The organism is Pseudoalteromonas spongiae UST010723-006 (assembly GCF_000238255.3).
GTDB classification, from domain to species: domain Bacteria; phylum Pseudomonadota; class Gammaproteobacteria; order Enterobacterales; family Alteromonadaceae; genus Pseudoalteromonas; species Pseudoalteromonas spongiae.
Genome location: NZ_CP011039.1, coordinates 1,057,583 through 1,082,862, shown reverse-complemented (window position 1 = coordinate 1,082,862; position 25,280 = coordinate 1,057,583). Strand labels below are relative to the sequence as shown.

The window sequence follows — 25,280 nt, the reverse complement described above, 5'->3', positions numbered from 1 at the left end:
AGCTTGTGATTATCCCCAAGCATCTGATACGAACAAGTAGCCTTGTCCCCATACGGTTTTAATGCGATAGGGTTTATCACTATTATCGCCAAGTTTTTTACGTAGTCGAGACACACGTACATCTACGGTTCTGTCTAAGCCATCGTACTCACGGCCAATCATTTTCTCGTGCACAAAGTCACGGCTAAGTACTTCGCCTGCGCTGTTTGACAGTAACCACAGTAATTCAAATTCGTGCGAGGTTAAGCTCACTTCTTCACCAAGCAACTTAACAATACGGCTGTTTTTATCAATAGTAAGCGTACCAAAACGCAGTTCTTCACTACTTTTTTCTACTGCTCCACGACGCAGTAGCGCAGAGATACGTGCTAATAAAACTCTTGGTTCAGCTGGTTTAATGACATAGTCGTCGGCGCCCAGCTCAAGACCAATCACTTGATCAAAATCTTCGCCTTTTGCGGTCAACATTAAAATGGGCAACTGGTAGCGATCGCGTACTTCACGACACACGCTAAAACCGTCTTTACCTGGCAGCATGACATCCAAAATCATTAAATCAGGCATATTAGCTTCAAGTGCCGCCATCACTTCAGAACCATCACTTAACACATCAACCGTCATACCGTTGTGTTCTAAATAATCTTTGGTCAGTTGTTGTAAGGCAATATCGTCTTCCACTAATAAAATATGCGCCATCTTTGTCTCCTAGAAAAAGCTCCAAGGGGTGCGTAATCGCCTACGCTGCGACTTGGTATTGCTGCTTTGAACTTTGATTTTCGCACTGGCGATTTGTTTGCCAGTTTTCCGATTGACCAAGGAGTATACAGTGCCAAACTGAACGTCAGCTTTATAACTAAAACGCCCTTCAGTGGCATTTTGCCAACATTTTAAAGGGGTTTGATCGCGTAAAATGCAAACATCCTCTGCTTTTTTTATCTGCCATTCAAAGTTAACATCAACCTGACACACATCATCACTGTTTTGCACCATGCACACCGCAGGAGCTAACTGAAAATGCGCTTTTTGCTCTGCAGCAACGCCCGCACTGTTAAATACGCACAATATAAAAAACAGACAGCATCTAAAAAACATGGGTCATCCCAGTAAATACTGTCACGCTTTGATTACTCGAAAATAAAGGACTATCACTAAGCGAACCATAATAGTGGTATTTTACTTTTGCTAACAAACCAAAATGTTGATTAATTTGCCTATGCCAACTTAGTTCTACGTGAGGCAACCAGGCAGCATTTTGCTGAAACGTAATGCCAACCTGATCGTCGGCTTGAATACCATAATAATAATCTGCGAGTTTGTGAGATAAATAATCAAGCCCCAAACGCACACTCAATAATCCAGATTGTGTTTGCCAGCCTTTACTTAAGCTTAATGCAACGCGCTGACCTTTGTGTACATTAGAAATATCGTGCAATACACTGGCTGAAAAGCGCCAAGTATCGGCAATATACTGATAATTCACACCACCATCTAATGCCCACTTAGGGCTATTTATTTCTGAAATAGAGATCCGTTCCGAATTTGCAGGTTCCGTGAATGCGTTTCGAGCAATAAATACATTGGCGGGGTGCCATGTCACAAAAAAGCGATTTTCTGGATTGAACTCGGAGATAAGATTAAATACATGCCGGTTATGTTCAGATAAGGTAAAACCAAGTTGACCGTTATCAAAGTAAGCACGTTCACCATAGTATGCAATATCGGGGATCACAATTAACGGTAAATTATCACCATCATTGAGTGGATTTGTAATTGTGCCAAAACCTAATGCTACACCAAGTCTTAATTGACTTAGCTCAATTGCATTTTCGCTTTGCTGAGCACAACTTCCCCAACTAAAAAACAATATAATTATGCAAACTATATGCTTCAATATTTAAAATTCTCCGAGAAATTACGCGCACTTTACCAATCCGAACAAATCCTGCAACAAAAATTACAATTACTTACAAGCTTCGCCGAAAAATATACAAATATTCACCCATTTTCATTAGAGATAAAAGCGTTTTGTTTAAAAATAAATCACTAGTCTTTAGTTAGTGTTACTTAAGCAGCTGCCAAATTGCATTCATAATAGGTTGCTGTAAGTGCGCCTTTTTAGTGACCAAGCCAACATCAAATGCAGGTACCGGATCCGGCATCGACAAAATCTGTACCTTGTCTTTTATTGGACTATTATCGACAACAACTTTTGGAATAAGTGCCACACCAAAACCTAAACTCACCATAGAAACGGCCGCCTCATTACCTGCTACTTTGGAGTAAATTAACGGATTAATACCATTTTTCTGCCACCAGTCTGCCAAGCGCTTACGACTTAACCCTTGGTCCGGCACGATAAAAGGTAATTTTTGCCAAGGTATATCTACTCGCTCACTAATTGCATCATTGATTACGGTGCCTAAAGGTCCATCATCATTTGGCGCTATAAATACTAAGGGAGACGAGCCAAGTGAGAAAAACGCAAGGCTGTCGTGCAGCTTATCGGGCCTTGCCGCAATAGCCATATCCTCAAAGCCTTTCATTACCCGCTCAATGGCTAGTGCTGGGTCACCTGTATTTAATTTTACTTCAATGTGTGGATGCGCCAGTCTTACTTTTTTGAGCAAGTCATACAAAAAGCTATACGTTGCGGTAACAGAGCTGAATAACTTCACTTCACCCGATAGCGCCTCCCCTGCTTCATTGAGCGATGCGCGAAACATTTGCCATTCGCCAATCGTGGCTCTGGCATAACGGACAAATGCTTCACCTTGCTTAGTTAACGACACACTGCGCTTATTGCGATTAAAAAGAATAGCTCCAACTTCGTCTTCTAGTTGTTTTATATTGCGGCTAAGCGTTGGCGCGCTGACATTCGCCAGTTCACTCGCTTTTGCAAAGTGCAATTGCTCTGCCAGCACCAAAAATAATTGCAGACGTTTGATATCCATTGAAAAACTTATATTTCATTTTTTGTAATACAATAGTTCAAATATATCATTTTACGCAATTAAAAATTTCTTTTATGGTTAAATCAATGCTGCAAAAGGCAGCGATTTTTTTATTTAGGAATGAGACATGGCAACGAATTATTTTAACAGTTTACCGTTACGCGAGCAGCTTGCGCAGCTTGCTCAATGTGAGTTTATGCACCCATCTGAATTTGTCGATGGTGTGGATGCGTTAGTCGGTAAAAAATTGGTTGTAGTTGGCTGTGGCGCACAAGGACTTAACCAAGGCTTAAACTTACGCGATTCCGGTCTTGATGTATCTTACGCATTGCGCGAATCAGCGATTGCTGAAAAACGCCAATCTTACCTTAACGCCACCGATAATGGTTTTGTTGTAGGCACATACGAAGAACTTATCCCAGATGCTGACTTAGTACTTAACTTAACGCCTGACAAACAACATACCAGCGTAGTAGAAGCAGTAATGCCACTAATGAAGCATGGTGCAACACTTGCTTACTCGCATGGCTTCAATATTGTTGAAGAAGGTATGCAAGTACGTGATGACATTACCGTAATTATGGTTGCACCTAAGTGTCCAGGTACTGAAGTACGCGAAGAATATAAGCGTGGCTTTGGTGTACCAACGCTTATCGCAGTGCACCCTGAAAATGATCCAGAAGGTAAAGGTTTAGCGCAAGCTAAAGCTTATGCTGCAGGTACCGGTGGTCATCGTGCAGGTGTGTTACTTTCGTCATTTGTTGCGGAAGTAAAATCAGATCTTATGGGCGAACAAACTATTTTATGTGGCATGCTGCAAACAGGTTCACTACTGTGTTTCGATAAAATGGTTGAGCAAGGTATTGATGCGGCATACGCTTCAAAGTTACTGCAATATGGCTGGGAAGTGATCACTGAAGCACTCAAGTACGGTGGTGTAACTAACATGTTAGATCGCCTATCAAACCCTGCAAAAATCAAAGCGTTTGACTTATCTGAAGAGCTAAAAGTAATTATGCGTCCGCTTTATAACAAGCATATGGACGACATTATGAGTGGTGAATTTTCATCAGGTATGATGGCTGACTGGGCGGAAGATGACGCTAAATTACTAGGCTGGCGCAAAGAAACTGGCGAAACGGCCTTTGAAAAGCAAGCAAATACCAGTGATGAAATCACTGAGCAAGAGTTCTTTGATAAAGGCATTCTAATGGTTGCTATGGTGAAAGCAGGTGTTGAACTTGCCTTTGAAACCATGACAGCTGCAGGCATTAAAGATGAATCAGCATACTATGAGTCACTGCATGAAACACCGTTAATTGCCAATACAATTGCGCGTAAGAAACTCTATGAAATGAATGCAACCATTTCAGACACAGCAGAATACGGTTGTTACTTATATAACCATGCCTGCTTACCATTATTAAAAGACTTTATGACCACAGTTAACACAGACGTAATCGGTAAAGGACTATCTCCAACCGATAATCGCGTAGAGAATGCACGTCTGATTGAAGTAAACAAAGCGCTTCGCACACACCCAGTAGAGGTGATTGGTGAAACACTGCGTGGTTATATGTCAGCAATGAAACCAATTATTTAAGGTAAACCCTGAGTAAACTGCCCGCTTTAGCGGGCTTTTTTTTGCCTTATTTCTGGGTTAATGTAGCGCAAACAAATAAAGGGGCCAATCAAATGGAACATGCACAATCTGGTATCTTCGATGACAATAATAGGCATAGCTACTTTTTAGAATATGTCATTACCAACCGAGATGCAGAAACCATTAACGTACTAAAAAATGCATTAAAAAATATTAGCGACAACCTCAACTGTAGTTCAGTTATCGCATTTGGCAGACGCCTTTGGCAACATTTAGACAACCAAGCTGAAGCGCTTGACTTTACTGATTTTGCAACGCTTTCAGGGCCGTTTGGTCACACTGCGCCCGCCACCCAACACGATTTATTAATTTGGTTGCACGGTGATGATTTGGATGGTGTGTTTGACGCGATGCAATTATGCCAATCACAGTTAAACGGCGTCGCTATCTTAGCGCTTGAGTGCCCAGGGTTTCGATACAAAGATAATCGTGATCTCACCGGCTTTGTCGATGGCAGTGCAAATCCAAAAGATTTAGCAGCAAAAGCAGAAGCAGCACTACTGCCAACGTCACATTCTCATCAGCAAGGCAGCTTTGTTTTAACGCAAAAATGGGTGCATGACCTGAGTGAATTTGAAAAACTGCCCGTTACCGTCCAAGAAAAAATAGTGGGTCGCACAAAACCAGATTCCATCGAACTTGAAGGCGATGATATGCCAAAAAATTCGCATGTATCGCGTACCGACGTGAAAGTAGATAATGTGGCCATGAAACTCTATCGCCGCAGTGTGCCATTTGGAAACGCAAACGAAAAAGGCCTCTACTTTTTAGGCTTTGCCTGTGAACAACAACGCTTTCAAATTCAACTCGAACGCATGTTTGGCCTAACCCAAGATGGTATTTATGACAAACTAATCGATTACTCAAAAGCAGTTAACAGCGCATATTGGTTTGCCCCGTCACAAACACAATTAACACAGATTGTGACGACATAAGCTGTAACAATTTAAACAAGCAAATTGCGCATATTTTATCTATCTTTAACATTAAGTATGGTGTTCAAAGAGGTTCAATATGCGCATCTTGATTTGCTTAATTTCAGTATTAGTTTTGGCGGCATGTAACAGCACACCAAAAGCCATTTCACCGCCAAATCAACTTATCAACGACACGCAATTTACGCGTATTCCTGTTGAAACAAAAAAAGACGTCTTCAGTTTATCTGACAATACCAAAGCCCTTATCGAACAAGCCGTGTCACGCGATATTGATAAACGTGTTGTAACCCGCTCACTGGTTGAATACATTTTCAGCCCACAAAACCAAAGCTTAGACTACCTATCGGGTGCAACCCTTACTGCAGAAGATACATTCAACAACAATAATGCCAATTGCCTCTCGCTGTCGATTATGGCCTACAGCATGTCTAAACACCTTGGCTTGGCGTCGCGTTTTCAGCAAGTGTATATTCCTGAATACTGGGCAAGCGAAAATGGCTACAGCTTGCTAACTGGGCACGTTAATTTACGTATTTTGCGTCCAAGTGCCAGTGATGTTGCGCTTACCTCAACCATTTACGATACCACAGGTGATCTCATCATCGATTTCAACCCTAGTAGTTTGCGTCACAAATTTCGTTCTAAAATTATTAGTGAAGACGTAACCTTAGCGATGTTTTACAACAATAAAGGGGCTGCCGCGATGATTAATGGCGAACACCACCTCGCCTATTCGTATTTTAGTGCAGCAATCGAAAGTGCTCCCAACTACGGCTCTACCTACGGCAATTTAGGCGTGCTTTATCGCATTAATAATCAATTTGATAAGGCAGAACTTGCCTACAACCACGCGCTTTCTCTCGATAATGATAACAATACTGCCAAGGGTAATTTAGCTCGCTTATATGAACTAACAGGACGTAGCCTTGAGGCCCAAAATATTCGGATTGCACTTGAACGAAAACGCAGCAAAAACCCCTATTATGCGATTGCTAAAGGCAACGAAGCGCTTTATCAAAATGACTACCGAACCGCTATCAGCTTTTTTAAAAGAGCGATTAAACTCGACCGCGAAATTCACGAAAGTCACTTTGGCTTGGCCAAGGCATACTTTATGATTGGCGATATCGACAAAGCGCTCAGCGAGTTACAACAAGCCGAAAAGCATGCTTATTTTGACAGCGAAAAACGCCGTTATCGAGGAAAAATAATGTCGTTAAGTGCGCAGTTATTGAGATGATACACGCACTTTTCTTCGCTTTATCACTGAGTGTAACAACGCAAGATACACTTAAGGCCCATAGTCATTTACAAATACTCAGCCATGACCAACTTGCGGGGCGAAAAACAGGCACGCTGCACGCCAGCATCGCAGCCGACTATATTGCAAAACAATTTCAAAATGCGGGACTCTCCCCCGTATTTACCAATTACAAAGTGCCGTTTCGCTACAGCAGTGGCTTTTTTGGTGAAAAAGAAGCACACAATGTGCTTGCAGCCAGCGAACAAATTGCCAACAGGCCAACGGTAGTAATCTCCGCGCACTTTGATCATTTAGGTACCAAAGGACGGCACATTTATAATGGCGCCGACGACAATGCTAGCGGTGTTGCTGCGTTAATTACATTGGCGTCACTCATCGCCAAACAACCCAATAGAAAACTTAACTACCTTTTTCTCGCAACCGATGCAGAAGAGTCTGGCTTATTCGGCGCCCGCGAATTTATCAAGGCTTCACCCATCCCGCTGTCAAATGTACTAATCAATATTAACTTAGATATGCTTGGAGTGAGCAAGCGTAACAAACTACTTGGCCTTTATAATGCGCCATCTAAGGCGTTTATTGAATCACTTCGCACAAACATTTGGCATAAAAACAGCGAGGTAAAATTCACAAGAGGTAATGGCTTTTATAATCGAACAATTAAAAATCAACGCAGACGCATACTTGATGCGGGCGATCACCGCGAATTTCACCGCAAGCGCATTGCTATTTTGTATTTTGGCGTAGGTGAGCATAGCAATTATCATAGCCAACACGACACCTATGAAAATATTGATCATGCTTTTTTTGATGGCAGCTTACATAATATTGCTAAGGTCATTTCTCAATTGGATGCAAACTATCAGTTGCTAAGCAGGCGTTAACCCAGCTGACCTTTTGCTTTTTTGATAATTTTTTGACTTGATACTCTAACTTACTGGCGTCACTTTTGCTGCCCACTTGCCGCTCAAGTAGTAATTTTAACGGCCCCTTACCAATTAACGCTTTTGCTCCTTTGCCTGAACTATGCTGGCAAAAGCGTCGTGCAACATCCGTTGTAATGCCGGTATACCAATGACCATAGCGGGTTTCAACTATGTAAATAAACCAAGTAGACTGTACATGACTTTGTTTGGTGGGACTTTCTAACTGCGACATAAAACAAACACTTGGGAACTTCATTGTAAAATTTAGGTCAAATTTACACTTTTATAACCTGATAGCAAGAGGTATCATGGTGCGATTAGTAGTAAGGATTAAAGTATTCAATGAAATGGTTTAAGTATATTTCGCTGTGCGCAGTGATCGTTTTTACCTCAGGTTGCTCATCTTGGCTATATAGAATGCCAATTCCACAAGGAAACTTTTTAGAGCAAAGCGATATTGATAAGCTACGTGTTGAAATGACACGTGAACAAGTACTCTATGTATTGGGTCAACCAATCGCAAAAGATGCATTTGATGAGAGCAATTGGTATTACTTATATCAATTTAACCCAGGCAGAGACAGCGAAGTGCGCAAAGAGCTTGTGGTCGAATTTGAAGGCGACAAACTAAAAGCGTTACGCGGTGATTATGAAACACCAGAAACATTTAATACACCGCTTGAGCAATAAGTTAACACTTAATCTGACTTCAGATTAACGTAAAAAAAGTCATGCAATTGCATGACTTTTTTGTTTTTATGATTGGCGACGTCCTGAACGCCCACCCGTAATCTTGTTTGCCCTGCCCTCATCTTTCGCTTTTTCTGCGCGGCGTCTGCGCGCTTCTTTCGGATCGGCAATTAATGGACGATAAATTTCGATTCGGTCACCGTCTTTTACGATTTGATGCAACTTACAGGTACGATTCCAAATACCTACCGCAAGCTTTGTTAAATCAATTTCAGGACATTTCTCTAAAATGCCGCATTGCCCAATAACCTGTTCAACGCTTAAGTCGTCCTCAGTATTAAACGTCACCGCTGTTGCGCTGTCAGGCAGTGCGTAAACTATTTCTATCGATTTCATTTATTTGTAAACCTGCTTCGCGCGCTGAGTAAATGCTTTTACCATATTATTTGCCACTTCATTAAATACTTTGCCAAATGCAAGTTCGACTAGCTTGTTGGTAAATTCAAAATTGAGTTCTAAGCTCACTTTACAAGCATGATCATCAAGCGCTGTAAACTTCCAACCACCCGCCAAGGTTTTAAACGGGCCATCAATCAGGCGCATATCAATCGCTTGACCCGCTTTTAATGTATTTTCCGTTGAAAACCATTTACGCATGCCAGCTTTCGAGATTTCTACTGATGCAGACATACACAACTCATTTTGGTTATGTACTTTCGCACCAGAGCAATTTGGCAAAAATTCAGGATATTTAGAAACATCATTAACTAAATCATACATTTGCTGCGCACTAAACATCACGAGCGCAGATCGACTAATTTGCGGCATATTCTCTCCAGATTTAACAACGCGAATTCTATCAAGGTTTGACGCAGAAACAAAAAATAACCCGTGGAATGGCAAAAAATAGTGTAAAACCATAGCGGATAAGTATAATGGCGGCATTATGGCAAAACACAAAAAACCAAAAGCACAAAGCAATACCATCGCGCTAAATAAAAAAGCGCGACACGAGTATTTGCTGCAAGATAAATTTGAAGCTGGTATGGAATTACAAGGCTGGGAAGTGAAAAGTATTCGCGCCGGCAAAGTAAATATTACCGAAACCTTTATTCAAGTTAAAAACGGCGAAGCTTACTTACATGCAAGCCAAATTACGCCTTTAATTCAAGCGTCTACACATGTTGTGTGCGATCCAATGCGGCCACGAAAACTGCTGCTCAATAAACGTGAAATCGATCGTTTAGTGGGTGCAGTAGAACGCGACGGTTTTTCTTTAATCGCCACTGCTATGTATTGGAAAAAATGCTGGGTTAAACTTGAATTCTGCCTTGCTAAAGGTAAGAAGCTGCACGATAAGCGTGCCGACAGTAAAGATAAAGACTGGGCTCGAGAAAAAGAACGAATGATGAAACATTCAGCACGTTAAGCTCCCAGTAAATTATAAAAAAAACCACGCCTCTGCGTGGTTTTTTTATGCCAATTAAAACCAACCTATATTGCCTCACACCCTAAACACCTCTAGATAAGATCCCTCGTCAAACTAAATCTTTTTACAAACAAAGTTACACTTTAGTTTTAGGGACAAAAGTTACCTTATTGTTAATTTATGATTAACATGTTATTAATTTAAAAGGTTGATTCACGTTATGAATTTACCGTTTAATTTATAATAATCAAACAAGGAATGGTCCATGAAACGCGCTACAAAGTTTAAGCTTAACTCCTTAACCTCCGTTATTTCTGCGTCACTACTGTTTTCAGCCTATACAGTTAATGCTGAACAAGAAAAGCAAGTCGAACGCATAGAGATCACTGGCTCTCATATTAAACGCACCGACCTTGAAGGCCCTTCACCCGTAACAAGTTTATCAGCTGATGATATTGCCAAAACAGGCGTTACCGACTTAATTGGCTTATTCGCAAAACTACCAATTTCTGGCCAAGGAACATTTTCAACGCAAGCCAACAGCAGTGACGATACCGCAAATGGCGGCTCGAGTGTGTCATTACGGGGTTTAGGTGCTGACTCTACATTAATTTTAGTAAATGGCCGCCGCGTGTCGGTAAGCCCATTTGCAAAAGGCATTGATACCGCATTTGTTGATATTAACAATATCCCAATCGCCGCAATCAAACGTGTTGATATCCTAAAAGATGGCGCATCTGCTACTTATGGTTCTGATGCGATTGCTGGTGTAATTAACGTTATCTTACGGGATGACATCGACGGTGTAGAAATTAGCGCAAAATATGGCGATACCGCAGATGGCGGTGGTGAAGAAACAAATGTTTCAGTGGTTTTTGGTAACACCACAGATAACAGCTCTCACACCTTTATACTTGATTATTTTAATCGCGAAGAAGTACTTTACGCAGACCGTAATTATAGCGCAACAGCCAATCAACGAGCACGCACGGGCGATGTTTACGCTACTGATTTTCGCTCTTCATCAGGTTTTCCTGGCACTATCGCACTAAAGTCTGATCCCACTAATCGTATGCCAGACACCTTTGGCAATGACGTTTGTGCACCAGAAGATATTATTGGCAATTTATGCGGCTATGACTATGCACCTTATATGACCATGTTCCCGCAAAATGAGCGCTTTAGCTTCAATTACTCAGGTCGTTACAATGTAAATGATACTTTCCGTGTATTCACAGAGCTTAACGGTCAAAATTCAAAAACCATGATCCGTGGTGCTGGCAGTCCAAGCTTTAATGAATTGTTTATGGATGGTGACAACATCAACCATCCATTTGCCAATATGCCTGACCATGAATTCCATGGCCAAGATTTAACGATGCGTCGCCGCATGGTTGATATTGGCAACCGCGAAAAGCGTGTTGATGCAGATTATTACCGTGCAATCTTAGGGTTTGAGGGTGAATGGGGAGATTGGGGCTATGAAGCTGCCTATTCTTACATTAAAAGTCAGTCGGTCGAGCGCGGTGTAGACGGTTTCCCTAATAAAGTGCGCTTACAAGAAGCGATTGATTCAGGCGCATACGACCCATTTGAACCATCATCAAATGGCCAACAGGTGCTAGATTATATTGAAACCACTACCACACGTATCGGTAAATCAACCAATAAGACATTCGACTTTAAAGTAAATGGTCCATTAGCAGAATTACCTGCAGGTGAACTGATGCTGGCTGTGGGTGCTGAATATCGTGAAGAATCGATTAGCGATAACCCAGACGATCAATATTTACGTGGTCAAATTTTTGGTACCGAAGCGACACAAGCAAACGGCACGCGTGACAATAGTTCGTTGTTTGCAGAAGTTGCCGTGCCGGTTATTGATGACTTAGAGGTGCAACTGGCGGTCCGTTATGAGGACTACAGTGATTTTGGTGATACCACTAATCCAAAGTTGTCTTTTTCTTGGCGCGCGATAGATAACCTACTTGTGCGCGGCTCTTGGGGTACGGCATTTAGAGCACCATCGCTACACCAACTTGGCCTTGGCCGCACTGATGAATCCCCTACCTTGGTTGATGACTATCGTTGTAACTTGGTTGGTCTTGGCTGCGACCCATTCGAATATACCGCAGTTTTTGAAGGTAACCCGGATTTAGGTCCTGAAGAATCTGAAAGTTACAACCTTGGTGTAGTGTACAATATTACCGATGATTTAAGCGTATCAGTTGATTACTATAGCTATGATATTGAAGATATTATCGATTCAGATACTCAGTTTATATTTAGTACACAAGGCGGTAACCCAGACGTTGTAGAACGTATACCAACTGGCATTCCTAACGACCCTGGTGAAGTCGTTGTTATTTACGATACTTTCCAAAATATTGGTGACTTAACCACGTCAGGTCTTGATATCGATGTAAAATATAACTTACCAACAGAAATCGGCGACTTTAAATTCTCTTATGTGATGAATTACATGCTGGAATATGAAGATAAGCGCCCTGATGGAAATGGTGGTCAGCGTGTCGATACTGAAGCTGGTGACTTTGAGCAACCTGAGCTGCGCTTCACCTTGAGTGCAGATTACGCGATAAATGATTTTACAACATCACTTGCGCTTAACTTTGTTGATTCATTTAAGCAAGATGATTCCGTCCGCGTGCAAACAGCAAGAGATGCTCAAGGTAACAAAATCGAAAATCAAACGGTTACATTATCTGATGTCGATGAATTTATCACGGTTGATGCAACCTTTAACTACCATGGTATTGAAAATACAACACTCACATTAGGTATTACTAACCTATTTAACGAAGAGCCGCCATTTACCTATGATGAGTTTATGGGTTTTGCGACCAATGTGCACAGTGGCCAAGGCCGTTTTATGTATTTACAAGCAAACTATAAGTTCTAAGCACTAAAGCAAAAAAGCCCCGAAAGGGGCTTTTTTACTCTTTGGGTTAGTTAAGTTTTAGATTAACTAGGGCACACATCTAAAAATTTTCATTTAACACTAAACATGGTCACGTTGCTTTTTGCACTCAAGCATTTCTTTCCAATGTACAATTTCTTCATGTAGCTTTGGCGCTTCGCCATCAAAACCTGCTGCGTCTAACATTTCTTCAACGCTTACAATACCACCTTTTTTCTTAAATACACCTCGGACATAAGCAACAGCATGTAAGCCACGCTCTGATTTGAACGTTTGCTTAATATAAAAATACTTATGATCCCAGCCAACTAATTGTGTTGCCACAGTGAATATTTGCAGAGGTTTAATGTCTTTAATGTAGGTAATTGCTGTGGCATTTACAATTGGAAACCAACGACGCTTCATTACCACTGAAAATAACCCCAAACGCTCAGTCATCCAAGTACGCGCCAAATCCATAAAGGCAAGATAACGCGAATTAGTGAGATGAAGGTTAATATCGCAGTCGCTTGGTAGTGCTCGAAAATCAATTTCAACCTCATCTAACAAAGGTTGATAAAGTTTATTACGCTTTATCCGATAAAAGAGTAACAGTAATCTAAAATATAAATTCATTTGTCTTGAGTGGTCTTACCAGAAAAGTTCATTTTCTCAGGTTTAATAATAAACTCAAGTACAAAAAACAATACTTAAAGGGTTTTATGAAGTCGTATATCTCAATTTTTATACTTATGTGCGTTAGCTTTCAGCTTAAGGCAAGTTTTGATTTACCTGGTAGCGGCACAGTTATTTACCCATCAGGTTTAAAGCAAGAGTTTAGTTTTGGCTTTAAATGGGACAAACAAAATAAATTATTTACCATAGGTAACCAAGAATACCCAATGGATCAAATGCCGGACTCTTATTCGATTGCACTTACTCTGGCAGGAGACGATCAAGCGGTTTTTGTACAGGAGTTTGCCAATGGTTATATATCTGAGTTTGAATGGCGATTAGGACCACATATTATTAAGCTTGAAAAAAAGCGTTTAGAGTACCCGGTGCGTGGCGACTATATTCTATGGATTGATCAATACAACTATTTTTTAAAAAATGGCAACCCCAGCGTCAAAATCGTATTTAATAAAGACGGTATTAACTACATTATTCCAAGTGGCATTACCAAAGACAACGGAAGACGACGTTAGGGCTAGTCACTTAACGTAAACTAGCCCACCTACATACAACCATTACACCTTAATAGTTTTACGGTTAATGCCATACTCGCGTAACTTGTTTGCAATTGCCGTATGGCTTAAGCCTAAACGCTTCGCAAGTTGACGCGAGCTTGGGTAAGCTGGATACAGCTTTCTTAAAAGGGTCGATTCAAAGCGCTTCACCGCTTGGTCTAGCGTACCTTCAAAATCAGACTCAAGATAACCCAAATCATTGGTAAAACTTGGTAGCTGTAGATGCTCGATACTTAAATTCTCATCATCAAGCAGTGAAATAGCACGATATAGAGAATTCTCTAATTGGCGCACATTACCCGGCCACGGATATTGTTGTAAAAACGCGGTAATAGTGTCATCTAATACCGGCGACTTACGCCCTAATTGATGCGAATAACGGCTAATAAAATGCTCGGTTAACGGCACAATATCGGCTTTACGATCTCTTAATGGCGCAAGCTCTAGGCTAAGTACATTAATGCGATAATAAAGATCTTCCCTAAAGCGCCCTTCTTGTACCATACCTGGAATATCTTTTTGTGTTGCCGCTAAAATCCGCACATTAACTTTGACTTCATTTTCACTGCCAACACGTCTAAAAGTGCCGTCTTGTAAAAATCGCAGTAATTTAGTTTGCAGTTGCGCCGACATTTCCCCTACTTCATCAAGAAATACAGTACCGCCGTCGGCTTGTTCTAATACACCGCGGCTTTCAGCATTCGGCAATGCACAGCCAAACAATTCAGGTTCAGCCACATCATCAGGCAAGGATGCACACGATAACGTAACAAATGGTTTATTTGCGCGATTTGACGCATAGTGACACGCTTTCGCTAACAGTTCTTTGCCTGTGCCCGTTTCACCAGTGATTAAAATAGGCGCCTCTAACTGCGCCATTTTACGCGCTTCACGCACTACTTTGCGCATGGCGCTGCTATGAGTATGAATAGTTGCAAAGCTCTCGTTGCCTTGTCGTCTAAAGGCACTTACCTGCTCACCTAAACGGCTTTGCGACTTGATATTAACTACCGCACCGACAAAAATCGTTTCATTTTCAGAGTCAGGCACTGAAATTGGTAAGATATCGGCAATAAAATCTTCACCGTTCACTTCAACACGCGTTGTTTGCGCAAGCACTTCTGTACTTTCTAACCAACGTGTAAAGTTAAACCCTTTCAGTTGGGTATTAATATGCTGGCCAATAACCTCTGTGCTTGATGTATTTAAATCACGGCAAGCTGAGTCGTTACATTGGCGCACAATACCTTTAACATCAATAGAAATAACCCCATCGGGTAGTGCGCTTAGTAAGGTTGCAAGCTCATTATGCTCTCGCTCAGAAGGCAAAAATGCGGTCGTTCTTACATCTTCTACACCTTGAATTAAACGAATTTCAGGCATAATTTTCTGAAACTGTTCAAACTCAATTGGTGGAAAAGAGACATACATCCGACAGTTAACTGAATCAACTTCAATACCTTTTAAGTCAACTTGGTAACTTACTAAAATATTGAGTATTTCCTGCGCGATACCAATTCGGTCCGCACAATGGATCTCTAAGCGCATAATTTCCCCATTACCAGCTTAAGCACAATATTTTGATAATACTGAAAAAACCAAAGATTGGAAGAAAATTTGTAAACATAAATGAACAAAAAAGCTATAACCCATAACTATTCACTCAAATCAAAAAAGGGAGCAAACGCTCCCTATTTTGATTAACCCAATTTCAGGTTATTTAATATCCCGGGTAAACCATCCATTCACCATCATCGAGTTGAATATATGGCTTACCATTAAACATCTGCATTCGCGTACCCGAGTTCTCACCCACCATAGGTGTTTTCGGTAAATCAGCGGCTAACATACCAAGATCTAAGGTGCCGCTAAAGATGTTTTGTCGCGTTGCGCGGGCAATTAGCTCTGAAATAGCCAGATAACTAGACGGCTCAGAAATCACTTTTTGTGCACTATTTGGTTTGGCATTTGGTCCGATAAACTTAACGCCCACTGGAATATCTAGAATTGCTGGACTAGGAATATCACGCATACCTGCAATTTGCATTTTATCGCCCGCCAGTGATGCACCATGCTCTGGTACCATAACCACCATATAGTTACGACCGCTTTGTCCTAAACGCGTAAAGAATTGGTTAAATTGCTTAAATAAGATTTCTGTACGCGTGCCGTAGCTTTTTAAACTGCTGCCAAACTTACTGCGTCCTTCAATCACATTACCATCGTGCAAACTAATGGTGTTGTAGTAAAGTGCCGCACGTGGCTTGTTTGAAGTTAGCCTTGATTTAAGCCACTTATTTAATACCTGACCATCATCGAAAATAGGTGTACCATCAAACGAGCGCTGTGCAATTTTAACACCTTGTAACGACTGCAGTTTTGCATCAACACGCCCTTGGCTTTCCACCATACCAAGGAAATTATCAAAATTACCATTGTGGTTCATAGCAAAGTCGTTATCAAAACCCAGCGACTTTAAGTTCTCAAACAAGTAACACTGCTTATTAGCATCTGAATATAAGCCCTGGTGAGATGTTTGCCCACAGCTTGCTTTTAATAAACGAATACCTGCAGGTCCACTGTACGACGTAGCTGAGCTGAAGTTATCAAACAGTAAATCAAACTGATTAAACAAAGGGTGCTTACTAAGGTTCACTCGCTCTAAATCGTCCCAGCCAAGTGAACACACGTTGAGTAGCACAATATCAAAGTCACCACCTTGGTTAGATGCTGGAAATTCGGTTTTTAAGCGCGCTTGTTGTTGATAAAACGCCGACATTGCTTGTTCGGGGTTTAAGGAGGTGCTTTGTACATTTTGTTGCGTTGCTTGCGCACTATTTTGTACATAAGTTGGCGCGGGTTGCATACTCTCTTGGCTGGCAAAAAATTGTAATGCGCCAATATACAAAATACCCGCGATACTCACCGTGGTAAAACGAACCCAATTTACCAAATAAATATAAACAATGACCAAAACCAGCGCCATGGCGACGAACTGCCACGATAAAAAGCGCGACAACAACTCGATAAGGTATGGCAAACTAAAATCTCTAAGCAGATCACCACTTTCAAGTAAGCGACTAAGCGGTGGCAAATAAGAGTCATAATGCAATAAAAATAATGCGACAAATGCCCCGATAATATGTTTGGCCTTAATCAACAAGGCATGCTTGAGTGGCAGTAAAAGAAACGCAATAAACGCAATATTTTCCAGTACATGCAAATCGATAACATCTGAGAAAAATAAGCCTAGCTTGACTAAAAAATATAAATTCCAAAGCCCTAGTGCGTCATAACGCAACGGATCTTTATCTGGGTGTGCAATGCTCATTGATTATTCTTTTTCCTGCGGCTTATATGGGTGAATCGCTTTATGTTTAAACGTCCACGCTTTGTATAGCTTAGTAACAAAATGCTTAAGCTCTTTTGAAAACTGCGCTATTGCAATACCTATCACAATGCCAAAAATAAACGCTAAAATAATATAAGTTAAGTACATTAATTATTTTCCAGAAGCTTAAGAGGATGTGCTTTACAAGGCTTACGACTTGGAAAGCGGTTTATATCGTGTACAACAGCCGTGCGTCCAGATGTACTCATTGCAAGTGGCACTTGCTCTACCGCTGATTCAAGTAACTGTACGGAGAAATCTTCTAATTCTTTGTTGTCGTCGGCGTGTTTAAGTTCTCGGCAAACTTGTTCTATGTATAAGTCTTGCGAATAAATGCTATGAGCGACAAAGAACTCACTGATTGCTAATCTGAATAATCGCTCAATGGCGTTATCCACATCATTTTCTCGGCAAGCATGCAAATAAAGCAAAACTTGCGATTGATTCGCAGTAAAAATATCACCGTTACGTTTTACAGAAAAAAGACGTAATGCATCAATTGGCTCGACACCTTTAATCAAATCCAGGATCACCAAAACGCCACTAATCCCCGTCGATAAGCTGGCTTCACGTTGCAGTTTCACGGCATCAACAAAGCTACTTGGTGTTAAATACCCTTTTGCTTCCACCCCTTTAGCATGAGCCAGTACTGCTTTGTAATCTTTTGGCAGCGTACGCACAAACTTAACGCCTTGCAAAGCTTGCACCTGCGACATCAAACGTGAAATATCTGTGGTTGTGTGCAAAATTAAATTAACGCCTAAGGTTAAAAATACACACTCATCGTGGTGACGTAACACGCCATCTTTGTTTTTAATTACAATTTTTAGCCAAGGCCCGCAAACATCTCGTAATTCATAGCTAAGTGCAGCAAGTTCCGTCTTTTTAACATCATGGGACGCACACAAAACCACTGTTGCAGCTTTATTTTCGCGAGCATGTTCGGCTACGCTTTGGTTATCGTCGCATATTAAATAATGTGGCGGTAATTTTGTATCGCTAGGCAACAACTCTTTGCTAATAAAAACCTGTTCTAAATTTTGATAAACAGGTTCAACATTCGCTTCATTTTGAACGTTTAGCTCGGCCGATACCGGTTGTTCAAAAAACAACTGATAACTTATCTGGCTTACCACCCCTTTTTCACTGCGCCAAAAATCAAAGTACAAGTTGTGGTTCATTAAATGGCTATTAAGATGGGCAACGCCGTCAATTAATTTGCTGTGAGCTAAAAAAGTGGGCGCCTTTTGTTGCGCTGTTTTGCCCGTAAACAAAAAAATCAGGCTAATATTGTAGCGTTCAGCTATAGATTGCGTTTTATGCAATAGTTTTTTAACTAATTTAGCTTCAAAGTGGTTAGCTAAATCTTCGGAAAAGTGAATAATTAAATGCGCACCGCGAAAGCCAGAATAATAACTTAGCTCTTCAATTGTTTGTGAAATAAACTGCGTGCTGTTTTCGATAAAAAAAGATGTATCTAAGGCAAAAAGTTGCGCTTTTTTAAGTTGCGGCCATTTATCTGATTTAGCAGAAAATCGCTCAGGGTCTTGCGATATTACAAAGCTCTTGCTTTGTTCGTTTATTGAGCTCAAGGCAAGCTCAATACCTGCTTCTTCGCTGTTGGCGAAAAGCGCATAAGTTGCAGCTTTGACAATAAGCCCATGCTCGCTCTGAATACCCAAAAAGTTTAATTTATGCACATTTAACCCACTTTTGCTTTATAAACACATTGATAATACATAACGCAATGCTCTATAAAAGTAATACTTTCTATTTAGGTGAAAATATGATTTTATATACAATCATTTAGCTAAGTCCAGCACGATTGACTAGAAACTGCTAAAATTAAATTTGCATGAGCCGATAACAATTATGGCAAGTTGAATCAAGCTCGCAAAAATCAAGGCCTACAAGGAAAAAACACTTATTTTGTCTCACGAGCTACGTAATAGAGTGTAATAGTTTAGCCCAATCTAACCGACTAATAATATAAAAGTTGTAATTTATGAGGTTAATATTGTGACTAATAAACAAAACGCAGAAACAATAGAAAATGCATATCATGCGCACGATATTTCTAAATTAGAAATGAAAAGCAAGATTGCTGTCGCCGATTACGTTGAAATTACAGAAAAGCAAAAAGAAACGAAAATCATTGCTAAGTATGATCTTTTTAGTGAAATCGAAGAAATTTAATAATTATACGTATTAACAAAGTCCATTTGTATGAATCGAGTATTTTTTAAAGGCTTGAAAGGTGGTACAGGAAGTACATCTATTATTGCCAATATAGCAACACTGTTATCTCAAAGCCATCACGACGTGTTGTGTATTGACCTTGATTCTAAAAATGAGCTGTGTCTGCACCTTGGTCATGAATGGCAAAACCAATCAGGTTGGACAAATAAAATAGCAGACGCAGAATCTAGCTGGGCTGATATCGCATTTATTAATGAAGATAACGTCAAGTATGTGCCCTATGGCTCTGAACTTGCTAATAGTTTTTCGTATAATACGCTGTTAAATCAGTCAAAACGTTTGGATATCGACCGCAACAGTTGGCTGTTGTTTGACGTACCAAGTCATATGTCACTCGATGACTTAGCCCTTGATGACAGCGATATCGTTATCAATGTAGTGACCTGCGATCCTGCGTGTTATAGCCAAATTAAAAAAGGCAGTACACATAATCAGGCTTATTACTTAATTAATCGCTTTAATGCCAGTAACCCGCTTGAACTCGATGTTTACCAAATTTGGCGTTCAAATTTAAAGCAATTAGCACCCTTTTTTATTCATTTTGACAGCGCAGTACCTGAGGCACTTGCAGCTAAAAATGTACTTATTAACACTTCACCGCTCAGTGTAGTAAAAGAAGATTTTCACGCACTCGCAAGCTGGTTAAACAACAAACGCAAGAGTCTGTCGTAACACATATGAATACGTCTAGCCTCGTAAGCCCAAAGCACAATATTGGTAGAGTAAAGTCACGCTATCGCTTCTTTTTTGAAGAAAATAGTTACAGTGTATTTATGTCACTGTTACTTACTGTGGCTTACTTTGTTTTGCATGCCTTTTTTAAATTAGAGCGTATCGATTTTGATAATGCTTTTTATCGTTACTTTCCACAGTTAAAACCGAACCGTTTTCGCCTTGGCGACCCGATCCGCTTTGTGATTCAATTAACCTTTCTTACGCTAGTAAAGTTTAAACGTGATGGTAAACAAGCTGTTGAGAAAGAATCAAAATATTCCATTTTCAAAATTTTGCCGCTATTTATCGACTGGGCAATGCGATTCGATAAATGGTTTACCCTGCGCGTGCGGCAATCACTTAACAAAGAAATCAATGAAAATACCCAAACCGGATTTCAAAAATTAACCTCCGCCGATTTTTGGGAAAAACCTCATATCACTAAAATACTGCTTGCTGCGGTACTTTTTTTATTGGCGATATTTATCACGGTTCCTTTTTCCCTTGAAGCACAAGCGATTTTTATGAGTTTGATCTTATTTATCGCCTACTCATTGCGAGGTATAAAAGGACCATTACCGACTATTGTAATGATAACGTTGTCAATTACGACCTCTACTCGTTACATTTGGTGGCGTGTAAATGAAACGCTGAATTGGGGTGACCCTATAGCCTTGTTTTTAGGATTTGGCTTACTTGCCGCAGAAGCGTATGCCTGGTTTATTCTAATTTTGGGTTTTTTCCAAACCATGCGTCCGTTAAAACGTAAACCGGTTAAGCTTCCTAAGGACACTAGTAGTTGGCCTACCGTTGACGTTTACATTCCAACTTATAACGAGCCTTTAAGCGTTGTAAAACCAACGACTATCTCAGCTTTGGCGCTAGACTGGCCAGAAGATAAGCTAAATGTGTATATTCTTGACGATGGCAAACGAGACGAGTTCAAAGAATTCGCCGCTGAGATTGGTGTTGGCTATATTGTTCGTCCAAACAACTTTCACGCTAAAGCAGGTAACCTCAACCATGCAATGCGTTACACTGATGGTGAGTTAATTGCCATTTTCGACTGTGACCACGTACCTGTACGTTCGTTCTTACAGATGACCATAGGTCAATTTGTCGAAGACTCTAAAATGTGTCTGGTGCAAACACCACACCATTTTTTCTCTGCCGACCCGTTTGAAAAAAACCTCGGTAATTTTGCCCAAACGCCTAATGAAAACATGCTGTTTTACGGTCTAATTCAAGACGGAAACGACTTATGGGATGCGACTTTTTTCTGTGGTTCTTGTGCCGTAATTCGTCGCAGTGCAATTGAAGAAATTGGCGGCTTCGCGTTTGAAACTGTTACAGAAGATGCTCACACAGCACTTAAAATGCAACGTAAAGGCTATCGCACCGCTTACATTAATATTCCACAAGCAGCCGGACTTGCTACTGACAGTTTGTCGACCCATGTGGGTCAGCGTATTCGCTGGGCACGGGGTATGGCGCAGATATTTAGGGTGGATAACCCCTTGCTTGGACGCGGGCTCTCGTTAAGCCAACGTTTTTGTTATTTGAACGCGGCAATGCACTTTTTCTCTGGTATTCCGCGCATCGTGTTTTTAACCGCACCCTTGGCACTCATTTATTTTGATGCCTATATTATTTATGCGCCGTTTTTAGCAATTTTACTGTACGTGGTACCAACCCTAATGCAGGTTAAAATTACCAACTCCCGAATCCAAGGTAAATGGCGTTATTCATTTTGGGGTGAAGTATATGAAGCTGTGCTTGCTTGGTACATTTTAAAGCCTACAACCGTGGCACTTTTTGCGCCCAACAAAGGTAAGTTTAACGTAACCGAAAAAGGTGGTTTAACCGATAAAGATTTCTATGATTGGGAAATCTCAAAACCATACCTTTTTCTTGCAACCATTAACTTGATTGGCTTAGTTGTTGGTGTTTTTCGCATATTTTTTGGCGACCCCGTTCAAATCGGCGTATTGTTAATCAGTATGGCATGGGCACTGTACAACTTTATGATTTTAGGTGCGGCGATTGCAGTTGCGGCAGAAGCAAAACAAGTAAGGCGCTCTCACCGTATTACGGCGAACTTCCCCGCTGCGCTGCGCGATGCGAATGGCAGAACATACAAAGTACGCGTAACCGATTTTAGTGATGTTGGTGTAGGCGTACAGTTACCAGCTGATGATTTAATCAATGTGGAAACTGATGTTGACCTGATAATGTCACGTGGACGCCGACAATTTTCATTTCCGTGTAAAGTGATTAACGCACGTAAAAATCGAGTTGGATTGATTTTAAGTAATCTGACACTAGAACAAGAGAAAAACTATATTGAATCAACCTTTAGTCGCGCTGATGCGTGGCTTGGTTGGCAAGAAAATTTTACGCATGATCTTCCCTCTGAAAGTTTTAAGCATGTAAAACAAACCAGTATTCGTGGTTTTAAAAGCTTAATTCTTCATGCACCAGCGAAAGCAAAGAAATACATAACAAAGATTGGTAATATTTTAATTTTGGTTGGCTCATTTATGCCGCAAAAGCCAAAACTGGGAAATTTAAATTATGAAAGTGCTAACTAAAGTAGCAGGAAGCATATTGGCGCTCAGTTCGCTGTGTAGTATCAATGGCTACGCAACAACAAGCGGCAACAATGCAACAGGCAACTTTGCCCGCAACGCAACTAAAATTGCTGAAAATAAAGAAATATACAAACAAGGTTACCCTGAGGCAGGCCCTCAAAGCACCTTGTCTTATACATTTGAGCAATTAAACCGACCTGATATGCGTTTGCGTGGAGTGCAAGCAAGTCGTACGGTTGACTTTACTAACCGTGTTGATCACATTATTACCGATTTAAGTCTCGACTTTGCATTTACCAGTTCACCTGCATTGATCAAAGAGCTTTCCCATTTAAAGGTGTATTTAAATGAAGAAGTGATGGCGACAATTCCGGTCACCGACGCGAGCCCTGATAAAGTTAACGAAGGCATGCAGCGCCATAGCATTAAGCTTGAGCCTAAATTTGTTGAAGACTTCAACACCCTTAGATTCGAGTTAATTGGCCACTATACGCGTGAATGTGAAGACCCGTTTCATTCCAGTATTTGGGCCGATATTAGTCGTACCAGTCGCATTACCTATACCGAGCAGCAATTACCATTTGAGAGCTTACTTGCTCAGTTCCCAGAACCGTTTTTTGATGAACGTGATTATGCTCAGTTAACACTGCCGTTTGTATTTAACGAAACGCCAGATAACACAACCTTGCACGCTGCAAGTATTTTAAGCTCATGGTTTGGCGCAAAGGCAAACTGGCGTGGTGCAAAATTCCCAGTTAACTACAATGCACTACCAAGTTCACACAGTGTTGTCTTTGCAACCAATGATAATCGCCCTGATTTCTTAGCGGATTACCCAGGTGTTGATGGCCCCGTTGTTGAAGTAATTGCAAACCCAGAGCATCGTTACCAAAAACTCTTGTTGATCTTAGGCCGTAATAGTGATGACTTAAAAGTTGCCGCCGAAGGCCTAGCATTAGGCTTGCCAATGATGACTGGCCGCAGTGCAAAGATTACCAAAGTTGAATATATTGAGCCGCGTAAAGCTTACGACGCACCGCGTTGGATCCGCTCAGATCGCCCGGTTCGTTTTGGCGAATTGGTCGAGTATAAAAATCAACTTCAAGCTGTTGGCTACAGTGCGCCACCAGTAAAACTAGATGTACGTGTTGCGCCCGATTTATTCACTTGGTACACCGACGGTTTACCAATCGAATTAAAATACCGCTATACACCACCTACAGATAAAGGTGTATCACGTCTTAATATGTCGATTAACCAAGAGTATGTGCAAGGTTACAAACTCGACCCGAATGAGTACTCAACGTTAGTCGATGAAGATATTCGTATTCCACTGCTATCGACCGATGATACCGATAAAGAACGTTACTTTACCGTCCCCGGTTTTAAAGTGGATATTAAAAATGATGTAGCCTTTGAGTTCTTATTCTCAACAGAAAAAGAAGGGTTTTGTCAGACTACCGCACCTGAGGGCACCATAGGCGCAATTGATGAAAACTCAACAATTGATGTCTCTGATTATCACCATTATATTGCGATGCCTAATTTGCATGCTTACGCACAAGGTGGTTTTCCATTTACCAAGTTTGCAGATTTAAGCGAAACCTTAATTGTTTTACCTGAATCACCTAACCGTGATGAGGTCGAAACCTTGCTTACTGCAACAGGTCACTTAGGGCAAACAACGGGTTACCCATCACTAAAAGCAACGATCCTCACCGATAACGGTGCAGACATTGATTTTGACGATAAAGATATCTTGCTCATTGGCTCGCAAACAGGTGCAGATAGTTTTGCTCAAAACGAGCATATGTCGGTGCTGATTAATCACTCTCTACGTGAAATAAAGCAAGCAATTTATGAAACTCAGCCGTACAAGTACGCTAAGAGCAATGAAGATGCCTCAACGCACGTTTCACTTGAGAGTTATGGTTCACTTGCAGCCATTGCAGGATTCCAATCGCCGTTTAACGACGAACGCAGTGTAGTATCAATTATGGCGGCAACCAGTAATGATTTGGGGCTTATCAACAACACCTTAATTGATGGCGCTAAATTAATTGAAGTGCAAGGCACTGCAACAATTATCAATCCTTATAAAGTGCATCAATCGCATTTAGGTGAGCGCTACTATGTTGGTTCGTTACCGCTGCACACACTTATTTGGTTCCACTTGTCGGATCATCCACTGTTATTGGCATTTATGACGATTATTACATTACTTATTTTATCTGTTATCTTATGGCGTGTTCTCAATACTTTAGCGCGCAAACGTGTTGGTAATAAGGAAGACTAAA

Annotated in this window: 24 protein-coding genes; 12 read left to right on the top strand and 12 right to left on the bottom strand. The window is 40.9% G+C overall.

Translation table 11 applies throughout. The annotated features are described in order from the left end of the window. Positions 1-9: 9 nt before the first annotated feature. The 4 genes from PSPO_RS05085 to ilvY form a co-directional block, all read right to left on the bottom strand. Positions 10-696, bottom strand: a complete 687-nt coding sequence (locus tag PSPO_RS05085; RefSeq protein ID WP_010560503.1) for a response regulator — start codon at positions 694-696, stop codon at positions 10-12. Between the two features lie 9 nt (positions 697-705). Further along, complete coding sequence (locus PSPO_RS05080; protein ID WP_010560504.1) at positions 706-1,092, bottom strand: DUF3019 domain-containing protein; 387 nt, start codon at positions 1,090-1,092, stop codon at positions 706-708. Beyond that, positions 1,082-1,864: a MipA/OmpV family protein gene (locus tag PSPO_RS05075; protein ID WP_010560505.1), complete on the bottom strand. Its 783-nt coding sequence runs from the start codon at positions 1,862-1,864 to the stop codon at positions 1,082-1,084. Before PSPO_RS05075 ends, PSPO_RS05080 begins: the two co-directional genes overlap by 11 nt. A 196-nt stretch (positions 1,865-2,060) precedes the next feature. Next, on the bottom strand, positions 2,061-2,951 hold the full coding sequence (ilvY, locus tag PSPO_RS05070; protein ID WP_010560506.1) for an HTH-type transcriptional activator IlvY: 891 nt from the start codon (positions 2,949-2,951) through the stop codon (positions 2,061-2,063). A 127-nt stretch (positions 2,952-3,078) separates the two neighbouring features. On the opposite strand from ilvY, the gene ilvC reads away from it, so the two are divergent. The 4 genes from ilvC (at position 3,079) to PSPO_RS05050 (ending at position 7,700) form a co-directional block, all read left to right on the top strand. After that, entirely contained in the window at positions 3,079-4,554 is a 1,476-nt protein-coding gene (ilvC, locus tag PSPO_RS05065) for a ketol-acid reductoisomerase (protein ID WP_010560507.1), read from the top strand. Positions 4,555-4,646: 92 nt separating this feature from the next. Then, entirely contained in the window at positions 4,647-5,549 is a 903-nt protein-coding gene (locus PSPO_RS05060; RefSeq protein WP_010560508.1) for a Dyp-type peroxidase, read from the top strand. A gap of 79 nt (positions 5,550-5,628) precedes the next feature. After that, complete coding sequence (locus tag PSPO_RS05055) at positions 5,629-6,792, top strand: tetratricopeptide repeat protein (protein WP_010560509.1); 1,164 nt, start codon at positions 5,629-5,631, stop codon at positions 6,790-6,792. Further along, a complete protein-coding gene (locus PSPO_RS05050) occupies positions 6,789-7,700 on the top strand; it encodes a M28 family peptidase (protein ID WP_010560510.1) in 912 nt (303 codons plus the stop codon). The genes PSPO_RS05055 and PSPO_RS05050 overlap by 4 nt, the downstream gene beginning before the upstream one ends. On the opposite strand, the gene PSPO_RS05045 is transcribed toward PSPO_RS05050, so the two are convergent. Beyond that, complete coding sequence (locus PSPO_RS05045; RefSeq protein ID WP_010560511.1) at positions 7,654-7,974, bottom strand: GIY-YIG nuclease family protein; 321 nt, start codon at positions 7,972-7,974, stop codon at positions 7,654-7,656. The two genes, PSPO_RS05050 and PSPO_RS05045, sit on opposite strands and share 47 nt — an antisense overlap. Positions 7,975-8,084: 110 nt before the next feature. Between PSPO_RS05045 and PSPO_RS05040 the strand changes: the two genes are divergently transcribed. After that, positions 8,085-8,432 carry an outer membrane protein assembly factor BamE gene (locus tag PSPO_RS05040; protein WP_010560512.1) on the top strand — a complete coding sequence of 116 codons (348 nt, stop codon included), beginning with the start codon at positions 8,085-8,087 and terminating at the stop codon, positions 8,430-8,432. A gap of 66 nt (positions 8,433-8,498) precedes the next feature. On the opposite strand, the gene PSPO_RS05035 is transcribed toward PSPO_RS05040, so the two are convergent. Both PSPO_RS05035 and PSPO_RS05030 read right to left on the bottom strand, forming a co-directional pair. Further along, complete coding sequence (locus tag PSPO_RS05035; RefSeq protein WP_010560513.1) at positions 8,499-8,828, bottom strand: RnfH family protein; 330 nt, start codon at positions 8,826-8,828, stop codon at positions 8,499-8,501. Further along, positions 8,829-9,260, bottom strand: a complete 432-nt coding sequence (locus tag PSPO_RS05030; RefSeq protein WP_010560514.1) for an SRPBCC family protein — start codon at positions 9,258-9,260, stop codon at positions 8,829-8,831. 118 nt (positions 9,261-9,378) lie between these two features. On the opposite strand from PSPO_RS05030, the gene smpB reads away from it, so the two are divergent. Together smpB and PSPO_RS05020 are read left to right on the top strand one after the other, a co-directional pair. Then, on the top strand, positions 9,379-9,861 hold the full coding sequence (gene smpB, locus PSPO_RS05025; protein WP_010560515.1) for an SsrA-binding protein SmpB: 483 nt from the start codon (positions 9,379-9,381) through the stop codon (positions 9,859-9,861). Between the two features lie 265 nt (positions 9,862-10,126). Beyond that, entirely contained in the window at positions 10,127-12,781 is a 2,655-nt protein-coding gene (locus PSPO_RS05020) for a TonB-dependent receptor plug domain-containing protein (RefSeq protein ID WP_010560516.1), read from the top strand. A gap of 99 nt (positions 12,782-12,880) precedes the next feature. Here the strand turns inward: PSPO_RS05020 and PSPO_RS05015 are convergent, their stop codons facing one another. Continuing rightward, entirely contained in the window at positions 12,881-13,414 is a 534-nt protein-coding gene (locus PSPO_RS05015) for a thioesterase family protein (RefSeq protein ID WP_021033069.1), read from the bottom strand. Positions 13,415-13,500: 86 nt separating this feature from the next. On the opposite strand from PSPO_RS05015, the gene PSPO_RS05010 reads away from it, so the two are divergent. Further along, positions 13,501-13,986 carry a hypothetical protein gene (locus PSPO_RS05010; protein ID WP_010560518.1) on the top strand — a complete coding sequence of 162 codons (486 nt, stop codon included), beginning with the start codon at positions 13,501-13,503 and terminating at the stop codon, positions 13,984-13,986. A 42-nt stretch (positions 13,987-14,028) separates the two neighbouring features. On the opposite strand, the gene tyrR is transcribed toward PSPO_RS05010, so the two are convergent. The 4 genes from tyrR to bcsE all read right to left on the bottom strand — a co-directional run bounded on the left by tyrR (position 14,029) and on the right by bcsE (position 19,119). Then, positions 14,029-15,576, bottom strand: coding sequence for a transcriptional regulator TyrR (gene tyrR, locus PSPO_RS05005; protein ID WP_010560519.1), 1,548 nt, complete (start codon positions 15,574-15,576; stop codon positions 14,029-14,031). Positions 15,577-15,748: 172 nt separating this feature from the next. After that, positions 15,749-17,359 (bottom strand): cellulose biosynthesis protein BcsG, encoded by a 1,611-nt coding sequence (gene bcsG, locus PSPO_RS05000; RefSeq protein WP_010560520.1) that lies wholly within the window; start codon positions 17,357-17,359, stop codon positions 15,749-15,751. Between the two features lie 3 nt (positions 17,360-17,362). Further along, entirely contained in the window at positions 17,363-17,527 is a 165-nt protein-coding gene (locus tag PSPO_RS21630; RefSeq protein WP_158523435.1) for a hypothetical protein, read from the bottom strand. Next, positions 17,527-19,119, bottom strand: a complete 1,593-nt coding sequence (gene bcsE / locus PSPO_RS04995) for a cellulose biosynthesis protein BcsE (RefSeq protein ID WP_010560521.1) — start codon at positions 19,117-19,119, stop codon at positions 17,527-17,529. Before bcsE ends, PSPO_RS21630 begins: the two co-directional genes overlap by 1 nt. Before the next feature lie 319 nt (positions 19,120-19,438). Here bcsE and PSPO_RS21625 point away from each other — a divergent pair, with 319 nt between their 5' ends. The 4 genes from PSPO_RS21625 to bcsB are packed head-to-tail and all read left to right on the top strand — an operon-like array spanning position 19,439 to position 25,279. Beyond that, positions 19,439-19,615, top strand: a complete 177-nt coding sequence (locus PSPO_RS21625) for a hypothetical protein (protein WP_158523434.1) — start codon at positions 19,439-19,441, stop codon at positions 19,613-19,615. Between the two features lie 30 nt (positions 19,616-19,645). Further along, complete coding sequence (gene bcsQ / locus PSPO_RS04990) at positions 19,646-20,350, top strand: cellulose biosynthesis protein BcsQ (RefSeq protein WP_010560522.1); 705 nt, start codon at positions 19,646-19,648, stop codon at positions 20,348-20,350. 5 nt (positions 20,351-20,355) lie between these two features. Then, a complete protein-coding gene (gene bcsA, locus PSPO_RS04985) occupies positions 20,356-22,983 on the top strand; it encodes a UDP-forming cellulose synthase catalytic subunit (protein ID WP_010560523.1) in 2,628 nt (875 codons plus the stop codon). Beyond that, on the top strand, positions 22,967-25,279 hold the full coding sequence (gene bcsB / locus PSPO_RS04980; protein WP_010560524.1) for a cellulose biosynthesis cyclic di-GMP-binding regulatory protein BcsB: 2,313 nt from the start codon (positions 22,967-22,969) through the stop codon (positions 25,277-25,279). The genes bcsA and bcsB overlap by 17 nt, the downstream gene beginning before the upstream one ends. The last annotated feature ends 1 nt before the right edge of the window (position 25,280 follow it).